This window comes from Planktothrix sp. FACHB-1365, from assembly GCF_014697575.1.
Lineage (GTDB): Bacteria > Cyanobacteriota > Cyanobacteriia > Cyanobacteriales > Microcoleaceae > Planktothrix.
This window is the reverse complement of the sequence record NZ_JACJSC010000024.1, coordinates 1-17,713: the sequence shown is the minus strand read 5'-3', so window position 1 is coordinate 17,713 and position 17,713 is coordinate 1. Positions and strand designations below refer to the sequence as shown.

Sequence of the window (17,713 nt, the reverse complement as noted above, 5' to 3'; positions counted from 1 at the left end):
GGATGGGGAGAGGGGGACAAGGGGACGGGGAGAGGGGGGAGAAGGGGAGAAATAATTAACTGTTGGCTCCTTCGGTGAGAGCCGACAACCCTGTTCCTGCTGAGTTCCTGCTGGATGATCCCTGAAAATGGTAATATCAGCAATCAGCTTGTGCGATCAATACCGATGGATATAGAAGAGTTAGCAGCACCGTTAGAAACCTTTGGACGACAAAGCCAATTTCAACAAATCACTCAGTCGTTAGCTGGTGAACGTGATTTGTTAATTGCAGGGGTTCCAGGTAGTGGACGCCGAACCCTGGTTCGACGGGCGGCGGTGGAAGTGGGGGCGAAAATTATTGAAGTGGACTGTATTCGGGCTACCGATGGCCATCGGTTGACCCAACTGTTATGCGAGGGCATTTCCCAGGCGGTTAAAAGTCCAACAGCAACTCAGTTTTTGCAACAGTGGACGGCAACAGAAGCTGCTCAATTTTTAGTATGGCAGGGAAATACAGCAAAAAGTTTGCGGTTAATTGCTCAACCGGAAGAGATTTGGCAAGCGTATCAACTGTTAATTCATTTGCCTCAACAGTTAGCCGAATTTGTGCAGCGACAAGTGGTGTTAATTTTGCATAGTTTTCCTCATATTCGGTCTTGGGATAGACAGGGAGATTGGGAAAAATTATTGCGTCAAGAAATTCAACAGCAAAGTTCTGTTAGTTATGTTTTAGTTGCCACGTTAGCAGAAACGACAAATCAAGAGGACTTTCATAAAAATTTAGATATTGTACAATTAACCCCTTTATCAGATGATGTCGTAGCGGCTTGGGCTCATGGAGTTTTGCATCGAGAAAATTTAACCTTTGATCCGCGATCGCACGCCTTAAAACGCTTTTTAGAAGCCGTTCAAGGACATATTGGAGATGCCTCGGCTTTAGTTCGTCGGTTGTGTAAACTTAAAACAAGCAATGGGTTAATTGGAGATAAAGAAATTGAAGAAACCTTACAGGAATTATTAGCGGATTTTTCAACGGTATTTGAATCGTTGTTAGTGTTACTTCCCTCTTCCCAATCGCAATTATTAGAGTCTTTAGCCTTAGACCCAACGGATAAACCCCAAAGTCGAGAATATATTACCAAACATCATTTATCCAGAGGCGGAAGTTTACAAGGTGCGATCGCAGGTTTACAACACAAAGGCTTGATTTATGGTTCAGAATTAGGTTATAAATTAGCGTTACCGTTATTTGGATTATGGATCAAACAACGGTTAAGTTAAATCAAAATTTAAAACTCAGATTAATTTAATCTCTTAGCACGAGAGAATGTCGCCTGCTATAAAGTCAATCAATCGTTTATAAAAAAATATGAAAAAAACGGGTTTATTTCTATTATTATTTGTATTAACAGGCTGTGAAATTCTATCGGAACATTGGAAACAACTTTCCACCACCATGAATATTGTAAACTCGAATTCATCGGGAAAAATTGAACAATGTTCTGAACAACCTCAAAGTGATCTTGATCCGAAAAATATTAAATTAATTACATTAACAGCCGTTAATACAAAAGAATCCGGTCAAATTCGTCAAGGAAATTATTTAGCCTATCAATTTCCTGCCAAAGCAGGTCAACAGTTAAATTATCGCACGGAAGATAATTTATGTATTTGGGTTTATGCCCCAGATCGACAACAAATTAAAACCAAAGATTTACCTCAAACGGGTCAATATACACTGGTTTTAACTGCCTTAAAAGGAGCAACAACCTTTGATCTCAAAATGAACTTAAGTTCTCGTGGAGTAACGGGAACCCAACCCTTACAACCTTTACCACCTTTTGAGAATACTTCCACTACTTCCACTTCTTCCCCTACGCCAACCCCCTCTATTTCTCCTCAAGCCAATACTTCCCCAGAACGGGTAACATTTGACCCTGGAACAACGGGAACAACCCTGACAGGGGCAATTAAACCCGCAGAAAAACGACAATATAAATTAGAATGTGCAGCCGGACAAAAAATGTCTTTGGACGTTCAACAAGGAACCGTTGATATTAATATTTTAGATCCGAATGGTCAAATTATTGGTACGATTAAAGATAGCAAAAATTGGCAAGGAGAATTACCGAAAAACGGTGATTATGTGATTGAAGTTTCTGGCTCAAAACCAGCAGATTTTAAACTTAATGTTGATGTTTCTCCTTTATAGTTGAGTTTTTTACTCGAATTTGACCACTCATTAATCTCAAAAAATGGATACACATCCAGGTGTAAGGGCGAAAAAACCCCGCCCCTACGATGAAACTGTGCGATCGCCTCTTGATAATTTCCCAATCAAAAAGCGATCGCACTTTAACTTCCCCAATAAAGTCTAAACGCTCAAACAATTAACTTAGAATTGTTTCCGTTCCCGTCCCTTAGCATCAGCCGTTAACATCGCAGCCAGAACACTTTCCGGGTTAATTTCACAAGGTTCATTATAAATGGTTTCACCTGTACCACAAGCGCGTTCTGCGGCTAATAATAAGCGTTCACGGCTGACTCCTTCGAGCCCAATATCGGCTAATGTTGTCGGGAGTCCGATAGATTCACAGAAACTAAACACCCGATCAATGACGGGGCTGGGGCGATCGGTTAAAATTAACATTGCTAGAACGCCAAAAGCGACTTTTTCACCATGCCAGAATTTCTGGGTTTCTTCTAAAACCGTAAATCCATTATGAATGGCATGGGCCGCCGCTAATCCACCACTTTCAAACCCTAACCCACTGAGTAGGGTATTAGCTTCAATAATCCGTTCTAAGGCGGGAGTCACCACCTGTTGTTCACAGGCGATTTTCCCATAAACGCCGTATTCAAGCAAGGTTTCGTAGCACAAATGAGCCAAACTAAAGGCAGTCATTGGCCCCATGCGTCCGGTCATATTTTTAGCTCGTTTAATCTGACAATCTTCGGCTTCAAACCAGGTCGCCAACGCATCCCCCATTCCAGCGACGAGGAAGCGAACCGGAGCTTGAGCAATCAGATTAGTATCCACCAAAACCAGATCGGGGTTACGCGGTAAGACAAGATAACGTTCCCAGACGCCTTCGGGGGTATAAATCACTGATAGGGCACTACAGGGGGCGTCGGTAGAAGCAATGGTGGGAACAATTGCAACCGGAACTTTGAGGTTATAGGCGGTTGCTTTAGCGGTGTCGATGGTTTTTCCGCCTCCAATTCCTACAATTAAATCGACGTTTTGAGCCGCGCCTAAACTAACCAAGCGTTCAATTTCCAGGTCACAACATTCACCGCCAAAGCGTTCGAGATAAATCTCTATTTTTCCTTGGGTAAATTCCTCAACCAGGGGTTGCAATTTAGGAAAAATAACGGGCCCCATAATTACTAAGGCTTTTTGACCTAAATGGCTTAATTCTTCACCCAAAAACCGAATGGCATGATTTCCTTGAACATATCGGGCTGGGAAGATCGCTGTCGTAATCACAAGTTCCTCCTTGTTCAGCATGAACATCAGACTTCATTCCAGAAGTCAGGAACAATCAAAAATAACCCAACACACAGGCACAGAAATCTATTCAGGAAGATTCACTAACCCTTTCCTGACTATTTGTGTCCTATCTCGTTTTTTAAGCCGTCTATTGATCCTGAAACGCTTGAACCGAGAACCAAGACCCGAAAAATTTATGATTAAACCGAAAAGCCAATCTTTAGCGATTGAACTAGCTGAAACATCTTTTGATAAATTAATCTTGATTCCTAGGTTATATTATAAACGATTTTTGGGAAATTGTCAATGAAGTGTACTAACTCTTTAAACTGACTCCATTTCGGCGAATATCTCCTGCACCCAATAACTGTCCATCCGATGTTTTAACTAAAGTATTCACTCCGCCAAAAAACATATTTTTTTCCGGCCATAATCTGATCACATCCTGGGGAGATAAATCCAAAGTATTAACAGATTCAGGATCAAACCCCGGTTCAATATCAAAGCGATGATTTTCCCAATGGACACGGGGACTATTAACGGCATCTTCAACGGACATTTTAAAATCTATTAAATTTAATAAAACTTGTAAAATTGCAGTTCTAATTCGATTTGAACCGCCCGAACCTAGAACAATTTCCGGTTTATGTTCCTGATTTAAGACTAAGGTAGGAGACATCATCGAAGAAATTCTAACATTTTCCGGCCATTGATGAAATCCTTGGGGATTTAAGTCTTCTTCCCCTAACATATTATTAACCATAATTCCGGTTCCAGGGATAATATATCCTGAACCTTCTCCATTAGATGTTGTTACACTAGCTGCATTTCCTTCTTGATCTAAAACACTAATATGGGTGGTACTTCCCCATTTATTCACCGCATCAATAAACGGTTGTTGATAGCTAGAAAAGCTAGAAACAAATTTTTCAGCAATATTAACTTGATGTAAGTAATCATCTAACCTTTCTTTCCGAGCAACATTGGTGAACTGCATTACTGTTTTTAATAGATGTAAATGTTGGGAACTCCCAAACTTAAGGTTCGTTAAATCCAGAGACGATAAAAGTTGTAAAGCAAAAGCAATTAATGTTCCCCCAGAACTAGGAGGAGGATTTGTTAATATAGTTTTTCCGCGATAGTCAATTTTTAAAGGCGTTCGTTCAATGACGGTATAGTTTTTGAGATCTTTTAAGGTTAAATGTCCCCCTTTTTCTTGACAATCTTGAACTAACATTTGAGCAATTTCACCTTCATAAAATTCTCGTCTTTCTCCAGAAACTAAAACTTCTAAAGTCTGAGCAAAGTGAGTCATAATTAAGCGATCGCCTGACCGTAAAATATCACCATTAGGAGCATAAATTTCTCGTCCTTCTGCCGTTGTTAACAAAATCGGTTGCAATAAATTAGAAAACGTATAAGCTTGAAAAGAGTTAACTTCAACCCCTTGTCTAGCTAAAATAATCGCAGGTTCAGCCACAACAGAAAGGGGTAAACGTCCTAAAGTTTCTTGAACGCGCATCACCCCCGCCCAAACTCCAGGAACCGCCATAGATCCTAAACCAATATGAAAGTCTTGAATTGTTGTCCCAAAATTAACACCCACCGGATAAAAATCTAGGTTTGATATCGGGCGTTTATCGTGGGGAGTTTGGGTAAAAAAATCAAATAAAATGTTTTGATTTGTGTTAGTATGGGCTAATAAAAATCCTCCGCCCGCCAGGGACGTTAAACCCGGTTCCGTCACACAAGCTGCTAACATACAGGCCAATGCTACATCAAAAGCATTTCCGCCCGCGCCAAATATTGCCAAACCTGCTTTAACGGTTTCTGGATGTCCAGCCGCAATTACCCCGTTTGTTTTCTTCATTTTTAAAGTTCTGAGTTGAGCCAATTTCTCAACATTTCAGGATACAATGAATTGATAGCCTAAAAAATATTAGGTCATCCCATTGCAGTGTTTGGGTATCAAGTTTTTGTTTGTGCAAGCGAAACCCTCAGTTTTATAGAAGTTGAACTTGTGATTGGTGTTCAAATTCTTCGCTAAAGCATTTTTAAGTTTTGGATGAGGAACTTCTTAGGCATAAAATAATTCAAGACAACTAAGCACTTTCACGCTTCCCTTTGGTATCAGAAGATCTCGATATGATGGATTTCTTGCGTTCCTTGCGATTTATGCGTCCGCACCGATTACTCGCTCAGACTCTAATGCTGGGGCTGTTCTCCAGTGGTGCTATTGTCTGGGGGATTGTTCCCGATGTATCAAGCTCAACGGCTTCTCGGTTCAATACGGTTGCTCAGGCGCAACAATCCCCAGAATTTAGCGAAATAGAAATTCGCAACTATGCTCGTGCTGTTTTAGGGATTGAACCCAGACGTCAAACCGCTTATAACGAAATTCAAGGGATTGTTGGAGCCGGAAAATCTATCCCCCCTGTCGTTTGTAATGAAACTCAAACTATTAATCGGCTGGATAAAGCAGTTCGAGATATTGCGGTGAATTACTGTACTCAAGCTAAGTCGATTATCGAAACCAACGAGTTAACCATTGGTCGGTTTAACGAAATTACCCAACGTCAGCAAGCTGACCCGGCTTTGCAAAAACGCATTCAGTCGGAACTCCAGAACCTACAAAACTCTTCTGGAACTTAAGGAAAGTAAACCTCACTCCGAGATAAGTTTCATGTTCTGTTACCAGCAGAACCCTTTGAGTTGATATATTCTGAACTACCTATGAAAACTACATTTCCCATTCGTCAATTTCTATCCAAATCTTTAACCGTTGCTGTTCTATCCGCTTGTGGTGGCTTCCTGGGATGGAGTCAAACCCCCTCCCAACCCATTCCCCATCTCAGTTGGGGTTCTGCGGCTCAAGCGCAAGAGAGCTTTAATTATAGTGAAGACAATATTAGGAATTATGCCCGTGCTGCGTTGGCTTTAGAATCCCGACGTCATGAAGTGGCGAATGAAATTAAAAAAATTGTTGGGGATGTTCCCCGGATTATTTGTGATCAACCCACCAGTTTTAGGGCGTTACCCGGAAATGCGCCTCAACTGGCGGTGAGCTACTGCGACCAAGCTAAACAGATTATTGAGTCTAAGGGCTTAACGGTTTCTCTGTTCAATGACATGACCCGTAGCCAACAAAGTGATCCTCGTTTTAGACAACGGATTCAAGCTGAAATTTTACAGTTATTACAATCGGGCGGAAAATAATGTTTAACAGGCAAGATGCCTGTTCCACTTAAACTGGAAATCTTAACCAACGATTGAGAGTATTAATCGAGCGATCGCACAATGAAGGCTGAGGAATCCCTTGATTTTGGCTTTCCCATTGGTCAATTAATTGCCGTCCCAGGGGTGTTAGGCGAAAACTATCTGTAATTCCCTGACCATCAACTTCTCGACGGAGAACCCCCACTTGTATCAGCCAAAGTAACGCATTTTCGGCTGTCCCTTCCGTTAAGGCTGTGGAAGTATAGGCAGAATTGACCCCAGACTGTCCTGCAATTCCATTCAGACCGACACTGCTCAACCGCATGGTTATAAACAGTTGCAGTTGAAACGGAGAACACCGGATCGCTCGTTCAGCCCGTTTGAGAGTGGGTTCAGAATATTGGATTGAAGACTTCCCCGGAGAGTCCAAAACAGTCATAATGCTTGAATGGGATAACTTTGTTTTTGTACTGTATCCCATCATAGGGGTTAACGCTGAAAGAATTGATAGCGATATAATACCGTTTCACCGTGATCGGGAATCCAAGCCACCCATTCATCCTCAGTCAGTTGACATAAAAGCAACGCTTCATCATGGCTGTAGGGATTGGGTTGTTGCCAAAGTTTTACCCAGGTTGAGGGTTCAAATTCGGGCGGACAGGGATACCCCACAATCGGTTGCCATTGGGGTTGAATTTCTGTATCCGCTTGTTTGAGATTAAGTTTCATCGTTCCTTGTCCCGTATCAACCGTTGATTCTGAAGTTCTAGCTATCTCGACTGGATAACTTAAATTATTTCTGTATCCAGAGTTACATAATTTCAATTTTAACAACAGAAACTGTTGCAGAACTTAACGTTTGAATACTGCGTTAGGAATAAATTCTTATAATGGTTTACCCTTCGTTAGTTTGGGGAAGATAACCCATGAGCGATCTCCACTCTCCCCCATATCAAAGAAGGATGTATCACTAGACAGCTAGACTAAAAGAACTTTATAAACTAAACAATTTGGGACAGTTCTTTTGCTTTTTGAAGCAACAATTCAGATCTTAACGTTAGAAAGCTCTCATAGTCATCATCCTCGAACGCATTGGCAGGACAGAAATGCGTCGCTATTATTTCATCAAAAGTTTTAGTGTCAGTAGGCATTAGAAGACGGTATTTGCTAGGTGGTTGATTTTTTATTTTATTATTGTCCGTTCGGCTAAGTAATGAAAAGTTTGCCAAACAATTTATTTGGTTATCTTTATACTTGTTCAGTCCTTCCAAGTAATCTTTTGGAAAAATATGATGAAATTCATTTCGATTACCTAGGGATAAAACCTTTTGTAAAGATACATTTGTCCCTTGAATAAAGTTTAATGGTTTTCCTTGTGCTAAAAGAAGAATAAATGTACCTGTTGCAACTGAAGACATTCGGAAGGAGCTATTGAGAAAGAAGCCAGTATTTAAGGATACGTCAAAGTCTCCAAGTGTATGAGGTTTGCCTGCCTTAAAGTTTTGGACTTCTGCCAAATCTATATCCGTACTCTTAGCTCCTCCCCTTGCATATCTTTGAGAAAAGCACGCACGCCAAAACCATTTCTTGATAACTTCGTTTTTCTCTTGAGAGACCGGAGGGGGTTGTTTCTGTGACGAAGCAAAAAATGAAGTTAAAACAGCTAATATGTTTTCCATTGGTAAAAGCTTAAGAGAGAAAACATTTAGCTCAGTTTTCAAAAAGTCAATAGACAGGGATATGCCTCTGCGGATTTCTTCAAATTTGTCTCGTACTGCACTACCAGGAAGTTCCATAAAACCTTCTGGATTAACACTATTCATTACTACCGCAGAGCAGCATTTGAGAAGTAAATCAGAGCCTACCTCTTTGAAGCCGAATGGCTCCAATTCTTCAGCAACTTCTCTAAACTTCTCTTGTAAATCAAAATCTTCACTCCAGTTCCAAACAGATAAAAGCTGCAAAGTATCTAATTCAACCCCTTGCCTATTAATCCTCTCAAAAACGGTGGCAACGTATTTCGGTTCTTCACTTTCAAATCGTTCTACAGGAATTCTAGCTTTGGTAAATCTGTCTACTAGCTCGTCTATCTGTTGTGCTAGATTCTCATCTAAATTTCTAGTAGCTTTTCTATAGTTAGGAGAGTCGAAAACATACTTGAGCGGAAAAAATTTTGTTGCATCATAATTTGTAGAATCTTCCAAATATTGAAAGGGAACGGATTCTTCACTATTTAGTTCAAAGAACAGATTAGTCCAATCAGTATTTTCGCTATCTCCAGCAGTAAGATAATTTTGAAATATACCAAAAATAGACGTTATTCTCTGCTGCCCATCAAGCACATAATCTATTGGATATTCCAAATCATTCTCAGGAAGTTTATAAGGCCCTAGATTCCTTTCAGTTCGTAAACAATTTCTAGTTCTCCAAATCAATACAGAACCAAAAGGAAACCCTTTATAAATACTGTCTATAAAGAGGGAAACCCGCTCCGACTTCCAAACAAAACCCCGTTGAAAAGACGGAATTCTAATCCTTCCCCTCTGTACATCATTGATTAAATCTTTAATAAAGTAGTAAGTTTCAGCCATAGAGAGTTAATTTGAAGCTATGTGTATAATTACAGCATAGTGATATCCCAATGGTCAACCTTGCCCAACTCTCCCAACTCACCACAACCAACATTCACCACACCCTCCAACTCTTCTACAGCGACGGTAGCAAATTGGATAACCGCGATAACCCCGCCACCGACATCTACCTACAATGTGTCCCAAAAAACACCACTGTCCCAAATCCACAGAAGGCACACCCCGCACCCTCACGGAACTCAAAATCTACTGGCAACTCCTAGACTGGGAAAAACACCCCATCCTCATTTTCTACGAAGAGACAAACCTCCAAGGTTTTAGCCAAACTTTTCTCGATTCTCTCACACGCTTCGACGCTACAGTTTGCGTTATCACCGACTCACCCCATCCCGCCATTCCCAGTTTCTCACCCCAAGATCCGCACCTGATTCAAAGTATTATGAATTGGGTACAACGGACTATTTTAGAGATATGAAACCATCCTCAATCCAAAAATTTGATATAAAATATCAATAAACCCTAACTGTAACGAACAATGACTCCAGCCAGCTATCAACTTTCCCTGAACTTTGAGCAAGTTTTAGCCTTGGTCAAACAACTACCATATCCAGAAAAATTGCTGTTAAGCCAAGAACTTGAAAAAGAAGTATTAAATAGTAAATTAACAGCCCTTTTAGAGTCATTCAAAACCGATGAACTCTCTTTAGAAATTATTACCGAAGAAGTTGAAGCAGTTAGAAGCGAAATTTATGCCAGAAAACCAGCCTCTTAAAGTAATTATAGACACGAATCTTTGGATTAGCTTCTTGATTGGTAAAGAATTAGCAAATCTTCAACAATTAATCGTCAATAAAACGCTCCAAGTTGTCTTTTCCAACCAACTCCTAGAGGAAATTAATCTAGTAACTCAAAGACCAAAACTCCAAAAATATTTTCCAGTAGCGAAAGTTAAAGAATTGCTGGAATTGTTGAATATTATTGGTTTATCTATAGAAATAACCTCAGAAGTTTCTATTTGTAGAGATGCTAAAGATAATTATTTATTAGCTTTAGCTAAAGATAGTCAAGCTGATTTTTTGATTACAGGAGATAGAGATTTATTAAGTTTGGTAAATTTTGAGGGGACAGAAATTTTAACTTACAAAGATTTTTTACAAAAAATATTGTTTCTTTAATGGACACCAACTCGGAGGCACTGATAAATTTAAGTAAAAATATTTATCTGTGATTCAAACTTGGTTACAGGAGACTTGAGAAGATAAGAAACCCGGTTTCTAAACTCTTTAGGGCTTAATCCATATTTGCGGGTAAATTTATTACTCATAATTAGGATTTATGAATCAGCCCTGAAGGGCTTACTACGGGTTGTGTATCAATATTCAATAATTGACCAGTCCAAAACTTGATCAATGGTTAAGTCTAAATCTATCCCTGGTAAAACAGGTAATTTAGCTTCTCCCTGTAACAATTGTACCCGTTGTTCTGGCAATACGACTAAAACTGTTGCTTCCACTGGATCAATTAACCATCCTAATTCTGTCCCATATTCAGAACAATACAGTAAATTTCCTAAAATTTTTGTTGGATTTTGTTGGAGTGACAAAATTTCAATTGACCAATCTGGATAAATTGTAAGCTCTTGATAATTTTCTCCAGAAGATATTACTGGAATTCGATCACAACGAAATACGCTAATATCGGGAATAATAGTCTTTCCCCCAAAATAGCAGGGTAATTTTAGGAAAGCCTGAGCGATTTTTTGGCGTTGATAAAAACGATTAATGATCTCACAGAGATGACCTTCTATTAAACAATGTCCTTCTTCCAGAAACTCAATAAAACTAAGAACTTCTTCCTGATGTTCAGGAGGTAAATATTGAATTTTCCGTCTGATTATCTGTTCTAAAGATTCATTCATATCAAATCTAGGTAATTAATCATTGTACTATTATTAATGGGTTGCAACAAACTATTTTATAGGCCTATGGTTAATAGCTAATTAAGTTCTTTAATAATTATGCCCTATATCTTCATTAACTGGAATGGTAATGCTTGCCATCGTCCTAATTCATCCTTTTTTCTTCAGATTGTCCGAAATGTCTTAAAATAACTGAAGACAGTCAACATCAAGTTCAGTCTAATTGAGGAGGACGAAATACAATGCCTTTAGCAGTTGGGACAGATGCCCCTAGCTTTACCGTCAAAGACACAAATGGAAATACCGTTTCTCTATCTGACTTTGCAGGCAAAACCGTTGTCATGTATTTCTATCCTAAAGATGATACCCCCGGTTGCACTAAACAAGCTTGTAGTTTCCGCGATAACTATACAGCCTATCAAGGAAAAAATATCGCTGTCTTAGGGGTCAGTATGGATAATGAAGCCTCCCATCAAAAGTTTACTGAGAAATATAGTTTACCCTTTCCTTTATTAGCCGATACGGACGGAAGCATTACCAAAGCTTATGATGTAGAGGGGGGTGGCTATGCTAAACGGGTAACTTATGTGATTGATGGCAGTGGTAAAATTATCCACGTTGATGCAGCCGTCAATACTGCAAACCACGCTCAAGATATTTTAGCAGTTCTGGGCGCTTAATTGTCATCAAAATTATCCGTATTTTTGAGCGTGCCGCCCGTAGAATTTTCTGGGGCGGTTTTTTACTGATTTTAACCCTTTATTCATTTCTATTAACAGCGAGTTGTAAACATGGTAACGTATCTCGGCCCAAAGGACATTCTGATTGATCAACCTGTTGTTTTAGTCGGCACTTATGACCCTCAACAATGCCAAACAATTTCTGTAATGGCAGAAGACAAATATCCTCTGACCGTCGATTTTAATCCTCAAGCAGGGATTTGGTCAGTGTGTCTGGAAAATGGATTTAATACCGCCGGAAAACGCTGGTTAAGACTACAAGGAAAAGATGGGCAAAATAATATAATTGGGGATCAAGTGATTGATTGTATGGTCAATCAAGAAGGAATTAATACCCGATTTAATTATACCATTATTCCTCAACAAGAAACTGTCTTAAAAGTTAAACCTATTGATTCTTCGCAATTAACAGAAAACCAAAAACAATCCCTAAAATTAGGGGAGAGTTTAGTTGTAGATACAATAGAATTGGTCAATGATCATCTCAAACTCGAACTCAATAACCCCTTACCCAATTTAGGTAAAATTGTTTATGTTTATCAACCCCATGTTGTTGTGGCGAAAGGGTCAAAATTATTATGGTTTAATCAAAGTCAACTCCCTGATCATATTCCAGGGAGTCAACTGTTGTGGGTGACACAAACAACCCCTCTCAAACTGAAACCCGATGATATGTCTCAGTTAGCAGCGAATCAATCGATTGAAATGCCTCAAGGGAGCACCTATACGGTGTTAGGATATGCCTGTATTGCCGATCATTTTCGGGTGACTCTCAATCAAGAATTTCCAGGTTTTGGTAAATCAGGATATGTCTATCGCTATCATGCTCAACTGTTAGAAAAAGGTCAAGAAATCCCCTTTGATAATAATGCGATAACCTGCACAATTGTTAATACAACCCCGTTAAAAAAACGTCCCGTTGATTCTGCTTACCTAAATGCCTCCGATAAAATTACCCTCCCGGCGGGAATGGTTTATGGGGTACAAAGTTATACCTCAGAAGACGGTCATATTAAAGTCGCTTTTACCGAGAATTTTCCTAATTTTGGCAATACGGGATATTTGTATCCTGATTTTATCTTCCTGAGTCGTGGAAGTGTTTCTTTAACCTCCAATAAAACCTTAACCTATCAGGGGCCAACAGAAGTTTTAGTCAATACCCCTGTGGTTTTAAAAGGAACATTTGACCCCAAAAATACTGCTAAAATTACTTTATTTGCTGAAGATCGCTATGGCTTTGATGTGAGTTTAGATTGGCAGGAAAGTACCTGGAATTGTCAATTTAACAAAGGATTTAGTGATGCAGGATATCGGTGGTTACGGTTAAAAGCACTGGACTCTCAAGACAATGTTACCGCCAGTCAAGTGATTAATATTACGGTTAGTGAAAATGCCATGACCGTCGGAGAATCTCTAACCTTAGAAATCCTTGAAGATACGTTATTTAAAATTGTTCCCTTTGATTCAGCTTCCTTAAATCAACAGCAAAAAGTAGCGGTAAAAGCAGGTCAAACCTTCAAAGTTTTGAAATATGGTTTAGTGGATGGTCATCTGAAAGTTGTTTTAGAAAATACCATTCCGCCCATCGGTAACTTTGGTTATCTGTATACCGATTATGTCAGATTAAAAAAAGGATCAGAAGTATTTCGTTTTGATATTGAGGACGTTCCTGATACCGATGTTAATGCTCAAATGTTAGTATTACAAACAACTAAAATCAAAGCAAAACCCGTTGATTCTTCTTATTTAGATCCTCAACAATTTGAAGAATTATTATTAGGGCAAACCTTTACCATTAAAGGGTATGCCTGCATTAAAGGACATTTTCGCGTTACCTTAGCCCAATCGATTCCCGGTTTTGGTACAGTGGGTTATGTCTATTGGCAGCACGTTAAATTGATTCGAGATGGTCAAGAAATTGGTTATGATCCTGATGCAATTACCCTAACTGTATTAGAAAAAACAGTCTTGAAAAAACAGGCGATTGATTCTAGCCAATTAAAAGACTCTGAGCGTACAACTTTACCCTTGGGACGGGTTTATGGGGTAAAAAGTTATGCGTTAGAAAATAACCATATTAAGGTTTCTCTCTTGGAAGAATTGCCGAATTTTGGGAATACGGGTTATATTTTTCCCCAGTATGTGAAATTCAAACGGGGAGGACGAGTCTTTAACCCTTTACCGCCTCAATTAGAGTTAAATGTTCCCTATTTTTCCCAACGAGATAATCCGCGTTTTTATTGGTCTACTTGTAATGTTACTTCGATTGCAATGGTGATGTATTATTACGGTGTGCGACCGAAATACGGACAATTAGAAGATGAATTATTGCAATGGTGTTTTAATTATGCCGGAACAGGTTCTCAAACCGATCATAATGTATTATCGGCTTTAATTCGTGCCTATGGATTTAAAACCAGTTTTAGCACCACTCGCTATTGGTCTGATTTGAAAAATGAATTAATTAATCGTCGTCCGGTTGTGATTGGTGTAGATACGACTCCATCGGGTCATATTATCACCGTTATTGGCTATAATAATCAGGGATATATTGTTAATGATCCTTGGGGAGATGCCTACACTGGATATTCTAATACGGAGGGTCGTCGGATTATTTATTCCTCTGGTTATATGAATCAAGTTGCAGGGCCAGATGGTTCAATTTGGGCGCATTTTATTGAGCCTTAATTTAACGATGAGAAAGGGAAATAGATAAGAGAGTGGTGCGTTTGCTTAATAGCTTACGCACCCGAAAAAGATTAAGCTTCTATAACAACTCGCAGATTTCCACGTTTTTTAAGAACTCGACAGGCGGTGGCATTTTCGTCTTTATCTCGTTCAAACTCTAAATCAATCACGGTAGAACCAATTTTTAAGTTATGAACGGCGATATGATTAATGGATTCAGGTAATGAAGGGTCAATAATTCTTAAGTGATTACTCGACGCATCAGGAACTAAATTCATCATCATTTGTAACAGTTGAAAAATACTACCACTCGCCCAAGCTTGGGGTGAACAAGCAACGGGATATTTAACCGGAGCACTGCCTTCAATGCGAGGAAAACCACAGAATAATTCTGGGGGTCGTTGTAAGGGTTGTTGCATTGTCATATCAAATAACCCTTGGGCGACTTCAAAAGCTTGATCAATAAATCCAATCGAGCGCAATCCTAATGCAATTAAACTATTATCATGGGGCCAAACTGAACCCGTATGATATCCCATCGGATTATAAGCCGGAGAAAGACTGCTGAGGGTACGAATTCCCCACCCACTAAACATATCCGGTGCGAGTAATCTTTCTGCTACACTTTTGGCATTTTCCGGGGTTAAAATTCCTAATTGTAAACAGTGACCGGGGTTAGAACTAATACTATCAACGGGTTGTCCTTCTCCATCTAATGCTAAGGCACAAAAATCTAAATCTTTTACCCAAAAATCTCGATTAAACCGCATTTTCAGTTGTCGAGCTTCTTCTTGCCAACGGTCGGCTAAATCAATCCGTTTTCGCATTTTAGCAATTTCCGCCATTCGCACTTTCGCCGCATAAACATAAGCTTGAACTTCACATAAGGCAATGGGGGCAACCGCTAAAGTTCCATCTCGTTTAACAATACAATCTCCTGAATCTTTCCAGCCTTGATTAACTAACCCTCTGGAGGATTTACGGAAATAACAAAGGTAGCCATTTTCTTGACATTTAGCATCAATCCAATCCATCGCTGCCCGTGCATTCGGCCATAAATTTTCTAGGGTTTCAGTGTCTTGTGTCCAGGCAAAATATTCGGCATATAACATTAACCAAAGGGGTGTTGCGTCAACAGTTCCATAATAAGGAGTATGGGGAACTTCTTGACATCTTGCCATTTCTCCCATCCGCAATTCATGGAGAATTTTTCCCGGTTCTTCATCTCGCCAATCGTCATAGGTTTGACCTTGATATTGAGCTAATATCGTTAAGGTAGACCGGGCAATTTCCGGGTCAAGAATTAAGGTTTGAGAGGCGGTGATAATGGAATCTCGACCAAATAAACAGGAAAACCAAGGAACTCCAGCCGAGACTCCTTTTTCTTTGCCAAAGGTTTGACGTAATAAATAAATATCTTGTTCAGCTTGCTGAATAACCCGATTAAATTCTCGATTATTAGAGCGAATTCGGGTAACAGATGTCCACCATTGTTGTTCTTCCATAACTTCTGCGGCTTTCGCTTGAACTAACGTTAAGGGAGCATGAACAGCAGAAGTGGGGCGATTATTGGTTAGCATTTGTAAGCGATACCCAATAATTTGAGTTTCATGGGATGCTAAATTTAAGTGCCAGATGGCAGTATTATCTTTAATGGAATTGGGTTGTAGATGCACAAATAAAATCCGAGATTCCATGAAACTACCATCCAACCCTTGATAACCTAAATTAATTTCTTTTTGCCCATTTTCAAGTTTGGCAATTGGGGGTTCAAGAGTTTCATCCTCTAATTCTTTCGAGGGTTCACCCTGACGTTTAAACAGCTTTCCTTGTTGGTCTCGATGGAAACCCCGAATTTCAAATAAATCGACAAAATCGGAACCAAAGCTCAGGCTGATTTCAAATTGAGCCGGGAAAGTGCTATAATTAGTAATCTTAATTTCTTCAAATAAACCGCCATTTAAGACAATTTCTCGTTCAACTCCAATGGTTTCGGCGGTAAGTTGTTCGTTAATTTTAGGATTCGCACATAATACGGATAAGGAAAATCCTTTTTGAGCATCGCTACTCAGAAGAATAGGAGCTTGTCCGCCAATCTGTAACTCTAATCGAGAGAGAAAACGGGTATCATGACAAAATAATCCTAAACTGGCTTGACGGTCATCGCCTGAAAACTGGGTAATATTCCCCAAGGTGTCCGTAATTAAAAATAAATCGTCATCTTTGAGGGTTAAGGTGGGTTGAGGTCGCTCATTGACAACACAGGGCCATTCTGATACGGGTAATTTCTCAGCAGGGACAAAAACTCTGCCGTCAAATTCGATTTTTTCTGAGATCATGACTAGATTATTGTGACTGTTACTGCAAAAAATGACAATAAATTTTCCTCAAATCCTAGAAATAGGATATTTTAGGCGGGTGGAATCGAAGAATTTCTTTTAATTTGCCTTTTTTAAGTATAAAACCGTTTTATTGAAATGCACGTAAAATTTTGATAAAGAAAAAATAAAATCTTTTCTGAATGCTATATTTTTTTAAGACAACTGGAAACAGAAGAGCTTTATTGAAGATCTGAAACAGCCTGAATCAAGGTTTAATTCTACCTTAAAAACCCTAACTCCCCAACTCCCTTTGTTCAAAAGGAGAGGGGATTGACACTCACCGCCCTACAAGTGCGGTGATTCTTCGTTCACAGATTCAACTTGCTCTGGCAGGATTGCTCCAACCAAAGTAGAGGCTAAATCTCCCGAAGCGTTCGGATTTAAAATCCAGGTTCCTATGTGACCCATAGTACCCAAGGCTAAATTCAGAATGTTAATTGCGGCATTCCAGTCTCTATCTAACTCAAATCCACATTGACAAATATGTGTTCTAGTTGATAAAGATTTTTTGACTGTAGTACCACAGCTAGAGCAATTTTGACTTGTATAAGCTGGATTAACTGCAACAGTTACCCTACCCAATTTAACACCAAAATACTCTAACCACTTTCTAAATTGATACCAACCAGCATCATTAATAGATTTAGCAAGACAATGATTTTTAACTAAATTTTTAACCCTTAAATCTTCGTAGGCTACTAAATCGT

General features: G+C 39.4%; 18 protein-coding genes. 10 read left to right on the top strand and 8 right to left on the bottom strand.

Features of this window, described 5'->3' with window-relative positions:
• Positions 1-114 precede the first annotated feature (114 nt).
• From H6G57_RS21080 to H6G57_RS29465, 3 genes are all read left to right on the top strand, one after another.
• Entirely contained in the window at positions 115-1,260 is a 1,146-nt protein-coding gene (locus tag H6G57_RS21080) for an ATP-binding protein (RefSeq protein ID WP_242049051.1), read from the top strand.
• Positions 1,261-1,348: 88 nt separating this feature from the next.
• Positions 1,349-2,191 carry a hypothetical protein gene (locus H6G57_RS21075; RefSeq protein WP_190522090.1) on the top strand — a complete coding sequence of 281 codons (843 nt, stop codon included), beginning with the start codon at positions 1,349-1,351 and terminating at the stop codon, positions 2,189-2,191.
• Between the two features lie 43 nt (positions 2,192-2,234).
• Positions 2,235-2,357 (top strand): hypothetical protein, encoded by a 123-nt coding sequence (locus H6G57_RS29465; RefSeq protein ID WP_255528396.1) that lies wholly within the window; start codon positions 2,235-2,237, stop codon positions 2,355-2,357.
• Positions 2,358-2,374: 17 nt separating this feature from the next.
• Here the strand turns inward: H6G57_RS29465 and H6G57_RS21070 are convergent, their stop codons facing one another.
• Positions 2,375-3,469, bottom strand: coding sequence for a glycerol dehydrogenase (locus H6G57_RS21070; RefSeq protein WP_309235998.1), 1,095 nt, complete (start codon positions 3,467-3,469; stop codon positions 2,375-2,377).
• Positions 3,470-3,788: 319 nt separating this feature from the next.
• Positions 3,789-5,342 (bottom strand): gamma-glutamyltransferase, encoded by a 1,554-nt coding sequence (gene ggt, locus H6G57_RS21065; protein WP_190522086.1) that lies wholly within the window; start codon positions 5,340-5,342, stop codon positions 3,789-3,791.
• A gap of 254 nt (positions 5,343-5,596) precedes the next feature.
• Between ggt and H6G57_RS21060 the strand changes: the two genes are divergently transcribed.
• Positions 5,597-6,124 carry a DUF4168 domain-containing protein gene (locus H6G57_RS21060; protein ID WP_242049050.1) on the top strand — a complete coding sequence of 176 codons (528 nt, stop codon included), beginning with the start codon at positions 5,597-5,599 and terminating at the stop codon, positions 6,122-6,124.
• An 81-nt stretch (positions 6,125-6,205) separates the two neighbouring features.
• Positions 6,206-6,688, top strand: a complete 483-nt coding sequence (locus tag H6G57_RS21055; RefSeq protein ID WP_190522084.1) for a DUF4168 domain-containing protein — start codon at positions 6,206-6,208, stop codon at positions 6,686-6,688.
• 28 nt (positions 6,689-6,716) lie between these two features.
• Here the strand turns inward: H6G57_RS21055 and H6G57_RS21050 are convergent, their stop codons facing one another.
• The 3 genes from H6G57_RS21050 to H6G57_RS21040 all read right to left on the bottom strand — a co-directional run bounded on the left by H6G57_RS21050 (position 6,717) and on the right by H6G57_RS21040 (position 9,279).
• Positions 6,717-7,127, bottom strand: a complete 411-nt coding sequence (locus tag H6G57_RS21050; RefSeq protein ID WP_190522082.1) for an Npun_F0494 family protein — start codon at positions 7,125-7,127, stop codon at positions 6,717-6,719.
• A gap of 50 nt (positions 7,128-7,177) precedes the next feature.
• A complete protein-coding gene (locus H6G57_RS21045) occupies positions 7,178-7,417 on the bottom strand; it encodes a hypothetical protein (RefSeq protein ID WP_190522080.1) in 240 nt (79 codons plus the stop codon).
• 272 nt (positions 7,418-7,689) lie between these two features.
• Complete coding sequence (locus H6G57_RS21040; RefSeq protein WP_190522078.1) at positions 7,690-9,279, bottom strand: DUF262 domain-containing protein; 1,590 nt, start codon at positions 9,277-9,279, stop codon at positions 7,690-7,692.
• 175 nt (positions 9,280-9,454) lie between these two features.
• Here H6G57_RS21040 and H6G57_RS29120 point away from each other — a divergent pair, with 175 nt between their 5' ends.
• The 3 genes from H6G57_RS29120 to H6G57_RS21025 are packed head-to-tail and all read left to right on the top strand — an operon-like array spanning position 9,455 to position 10,454.
• A complete protein-coding gene (locus H6G57_RS29120; RefSeq protein ID WP_242049049.1) occupies positions 9,455-9,754 on the top strand; it encodes a hypothetical protein in 300 nt (99 codons plus the stop codon).
• Positions 9,755-9,814: 60 nt separating this feature from the next.
• Positions 9,815-10,051, top strand: coding sequence for a type II toxin-antitoxin system VapB15 family antitoxin (gene vap15, locus H6G57_RS21030; protein ID WP_190522076.1), 237 nt, complete (start codon positions 9,815-9,817; stop codon positions 10,049-10,051).
• Positions 10,029-10,454, top strand: a complete 426-nt coding sequence (locus H6G57_RS21025) for a putative toxin-antitoxin system toxin component, PIN family (protein WP_190522074.1) — start codon at positions 10,029-10,031, stop codon at positions 10,452-10,454. The genes vap15 and H6G57_RS21025 overlap by 23 nt, the downstream gene beginning before the upstream one ends.
• Positions 10,455-10,651: 197 nt before the next feature.
• Here the strand turns inward: H6G57_RS21025 and H6G57_RS21020 are convergent, their stop codons facing one another.
• Positions 10,652-11,197: a Uma2 family endonuclease gene (locus tag H6G57_RS21020; protein WP_190522072.1), complete on the bottom strand. Its 546-nt coding sequence runs from the start codon at positions 11,195-11,197 to the stop codon at positions 10,652-10,654.
• A 242-nt stretch (positions 11,198-11,439) separates the two neighbouring features.
• Between H6G57_RS21020 and H6G57_RS21015 the strand changes: the two genes are divergently transcribed.
• Together H6G57_RS21015 and H6G57_RS21010 are read left to right on the top strand one after the other, a co-directional pair.
• Complete coding sequence (locus H6G57_RS21015) at positions 11,440-11,877, top strand: peroxiredoxin (protein WP_190522070.1); 438 nt, start codon at positions 11,440-11,442, stop codon at positions 11,875-11,877.
• A 111-nt stretch (positions 11,878-11,988) separates the two neighbouring features.
• A complete protein-coding gene (locus tag H6G57_RS21010) occupies positions 11,989-14,625 on the top strand; it encodes a C39 family peptidase (RefSeq protein WP_190522068.1) in 2,637 nt (878 codons plus the stop codon).
• Between the two features lie 71 nt (positions 14,626-14,696).
• Here the strand turns inward: H6G57_RS21010 and H6G57_RS21005 are convergent, their stop codons facing one another.
• Positions 14,697-16,964, bottom strand: coding sequence for an amylo-alpha-1,6-glucosidase (locus H6G57_RS21005; RefSeq protein WP_190522066.1), 2,268 nt, complete (start codon positions 16,962-16,964; stop codon positions 14,697-14,699).
• A 327-nt stretch (positions 16,965-17,291) separates the two neighbouring features.
• A partial coding sequence (locus H6G57_RS21000; protein WP_190522064.1) for an RNA-guided endonuclease TnpB family protein occupies positions 17,292-17,713 on the bottom strand: 422 nt, incomplete at its 5' end.

Bases quoted from the DNA above. Each gene is read 5' to 3' on its own strand.
- H6G57_RS21080 (WP_242049051.1), top strand. From the start codon at position 115: ATGATCCCTGAAAATGGTAATATCAGCAATCAGCTTGTGCGATCAATA.
- H6G57_RS21025 (WP_190522074.1), top strand. From the start codon at position 10,029: ATGCCAGAAAACCAGCCTCTTAAAGTAATTATAGACACGAATCTTTGG.
- H6G57_RS21015 (WP_190522070.1), top strand. From the start codon at position 11,440: ATGCCTTTAGCAGTTGGGACAGATGCCCCTAGCTTTACCGTCAAAGAC.
- H6G57_RS21020 (WP_190522072.1), bottom strand. From the start codon at position 11,197: ATGAATGAATCTTTAGAACAGATAATCAGACGGAAAATTCAATATTTA.
- H6G57_RS21040 (WP_190522078.1), bottom strand. From the start codon at position 9,279: ATGGCTGAAACTTACTACTTTATTAAAGATTTAATCAATGATGTACAG.
- vap15 (WP_190522076.1), top strand. From the start codon at position 9,815: ATGACTCCAGCCAGCTATCAACTTTCCCTGAACTTTGAGCAAGTTTTA.
- ggt (WP_190522086.1), bottom strand. From the start codon at position 5,342: ATGAAGAAAACAAACGGGGTAATTGCGGCTGGACATCCAGAAACCGTT.
- H6G57_RS21045 (WP_190522080.1), bottom strand. From the start codon at position 7,417: ATGAAACTTAATCTCAAACAAGCGGATACAGAAATTCAACCCCAATGG.
- H6G57_RS29465 (WP_255528396.1), top strand. From the start codon at position 2,235: ATGGATACACATCCAGGTGTAAGGGCGAAAAAACCCCGCCCCTACGAT.
- H6G57_RS21055 (WP_190522084.1), top strand. From the start codon at position 6,206: ATGAAAACTACATTTCCCATTCGTCAATTTCTATCCAAATCTTTAACC.
- H6G57_RS21075 (WP_190522090.1), top strand. From the start codon at position 1,349: ATGAAAAAAACGGGTTTATTTCTATTATTATTTGTATTAACAGGCTGT.
- H6G57_RS21010 (WP_190522068.1), top strand. From the start codon at position 11,989: ATGGTAACGTATCTCGGCCCAAAGGACATTCTGATTGATCAACCTGTT.
- H6G57_RS21050 (WP_190522082.1), bottom strand. From the start codon at position 7,127: ATGACTGTTTTGGACTCTCCGGGGAAGTCTTCAATCCAATATTCTGAA.
- H6G57_RS29120 (WP_242049049.1), top strand. From the start codon at position 9,455: ATGTGTCCCAAAAAACACCACTGTCCCAAATCCACAGAAGGCACACCC.
- H6G57_RS21005 (WP_190522066.1), bottom strand. From the start codon at position 16,964: ATGATCTCAGAAAAAATCGAATTTGACGGCAGAGTTTTTGTCCCTGCT.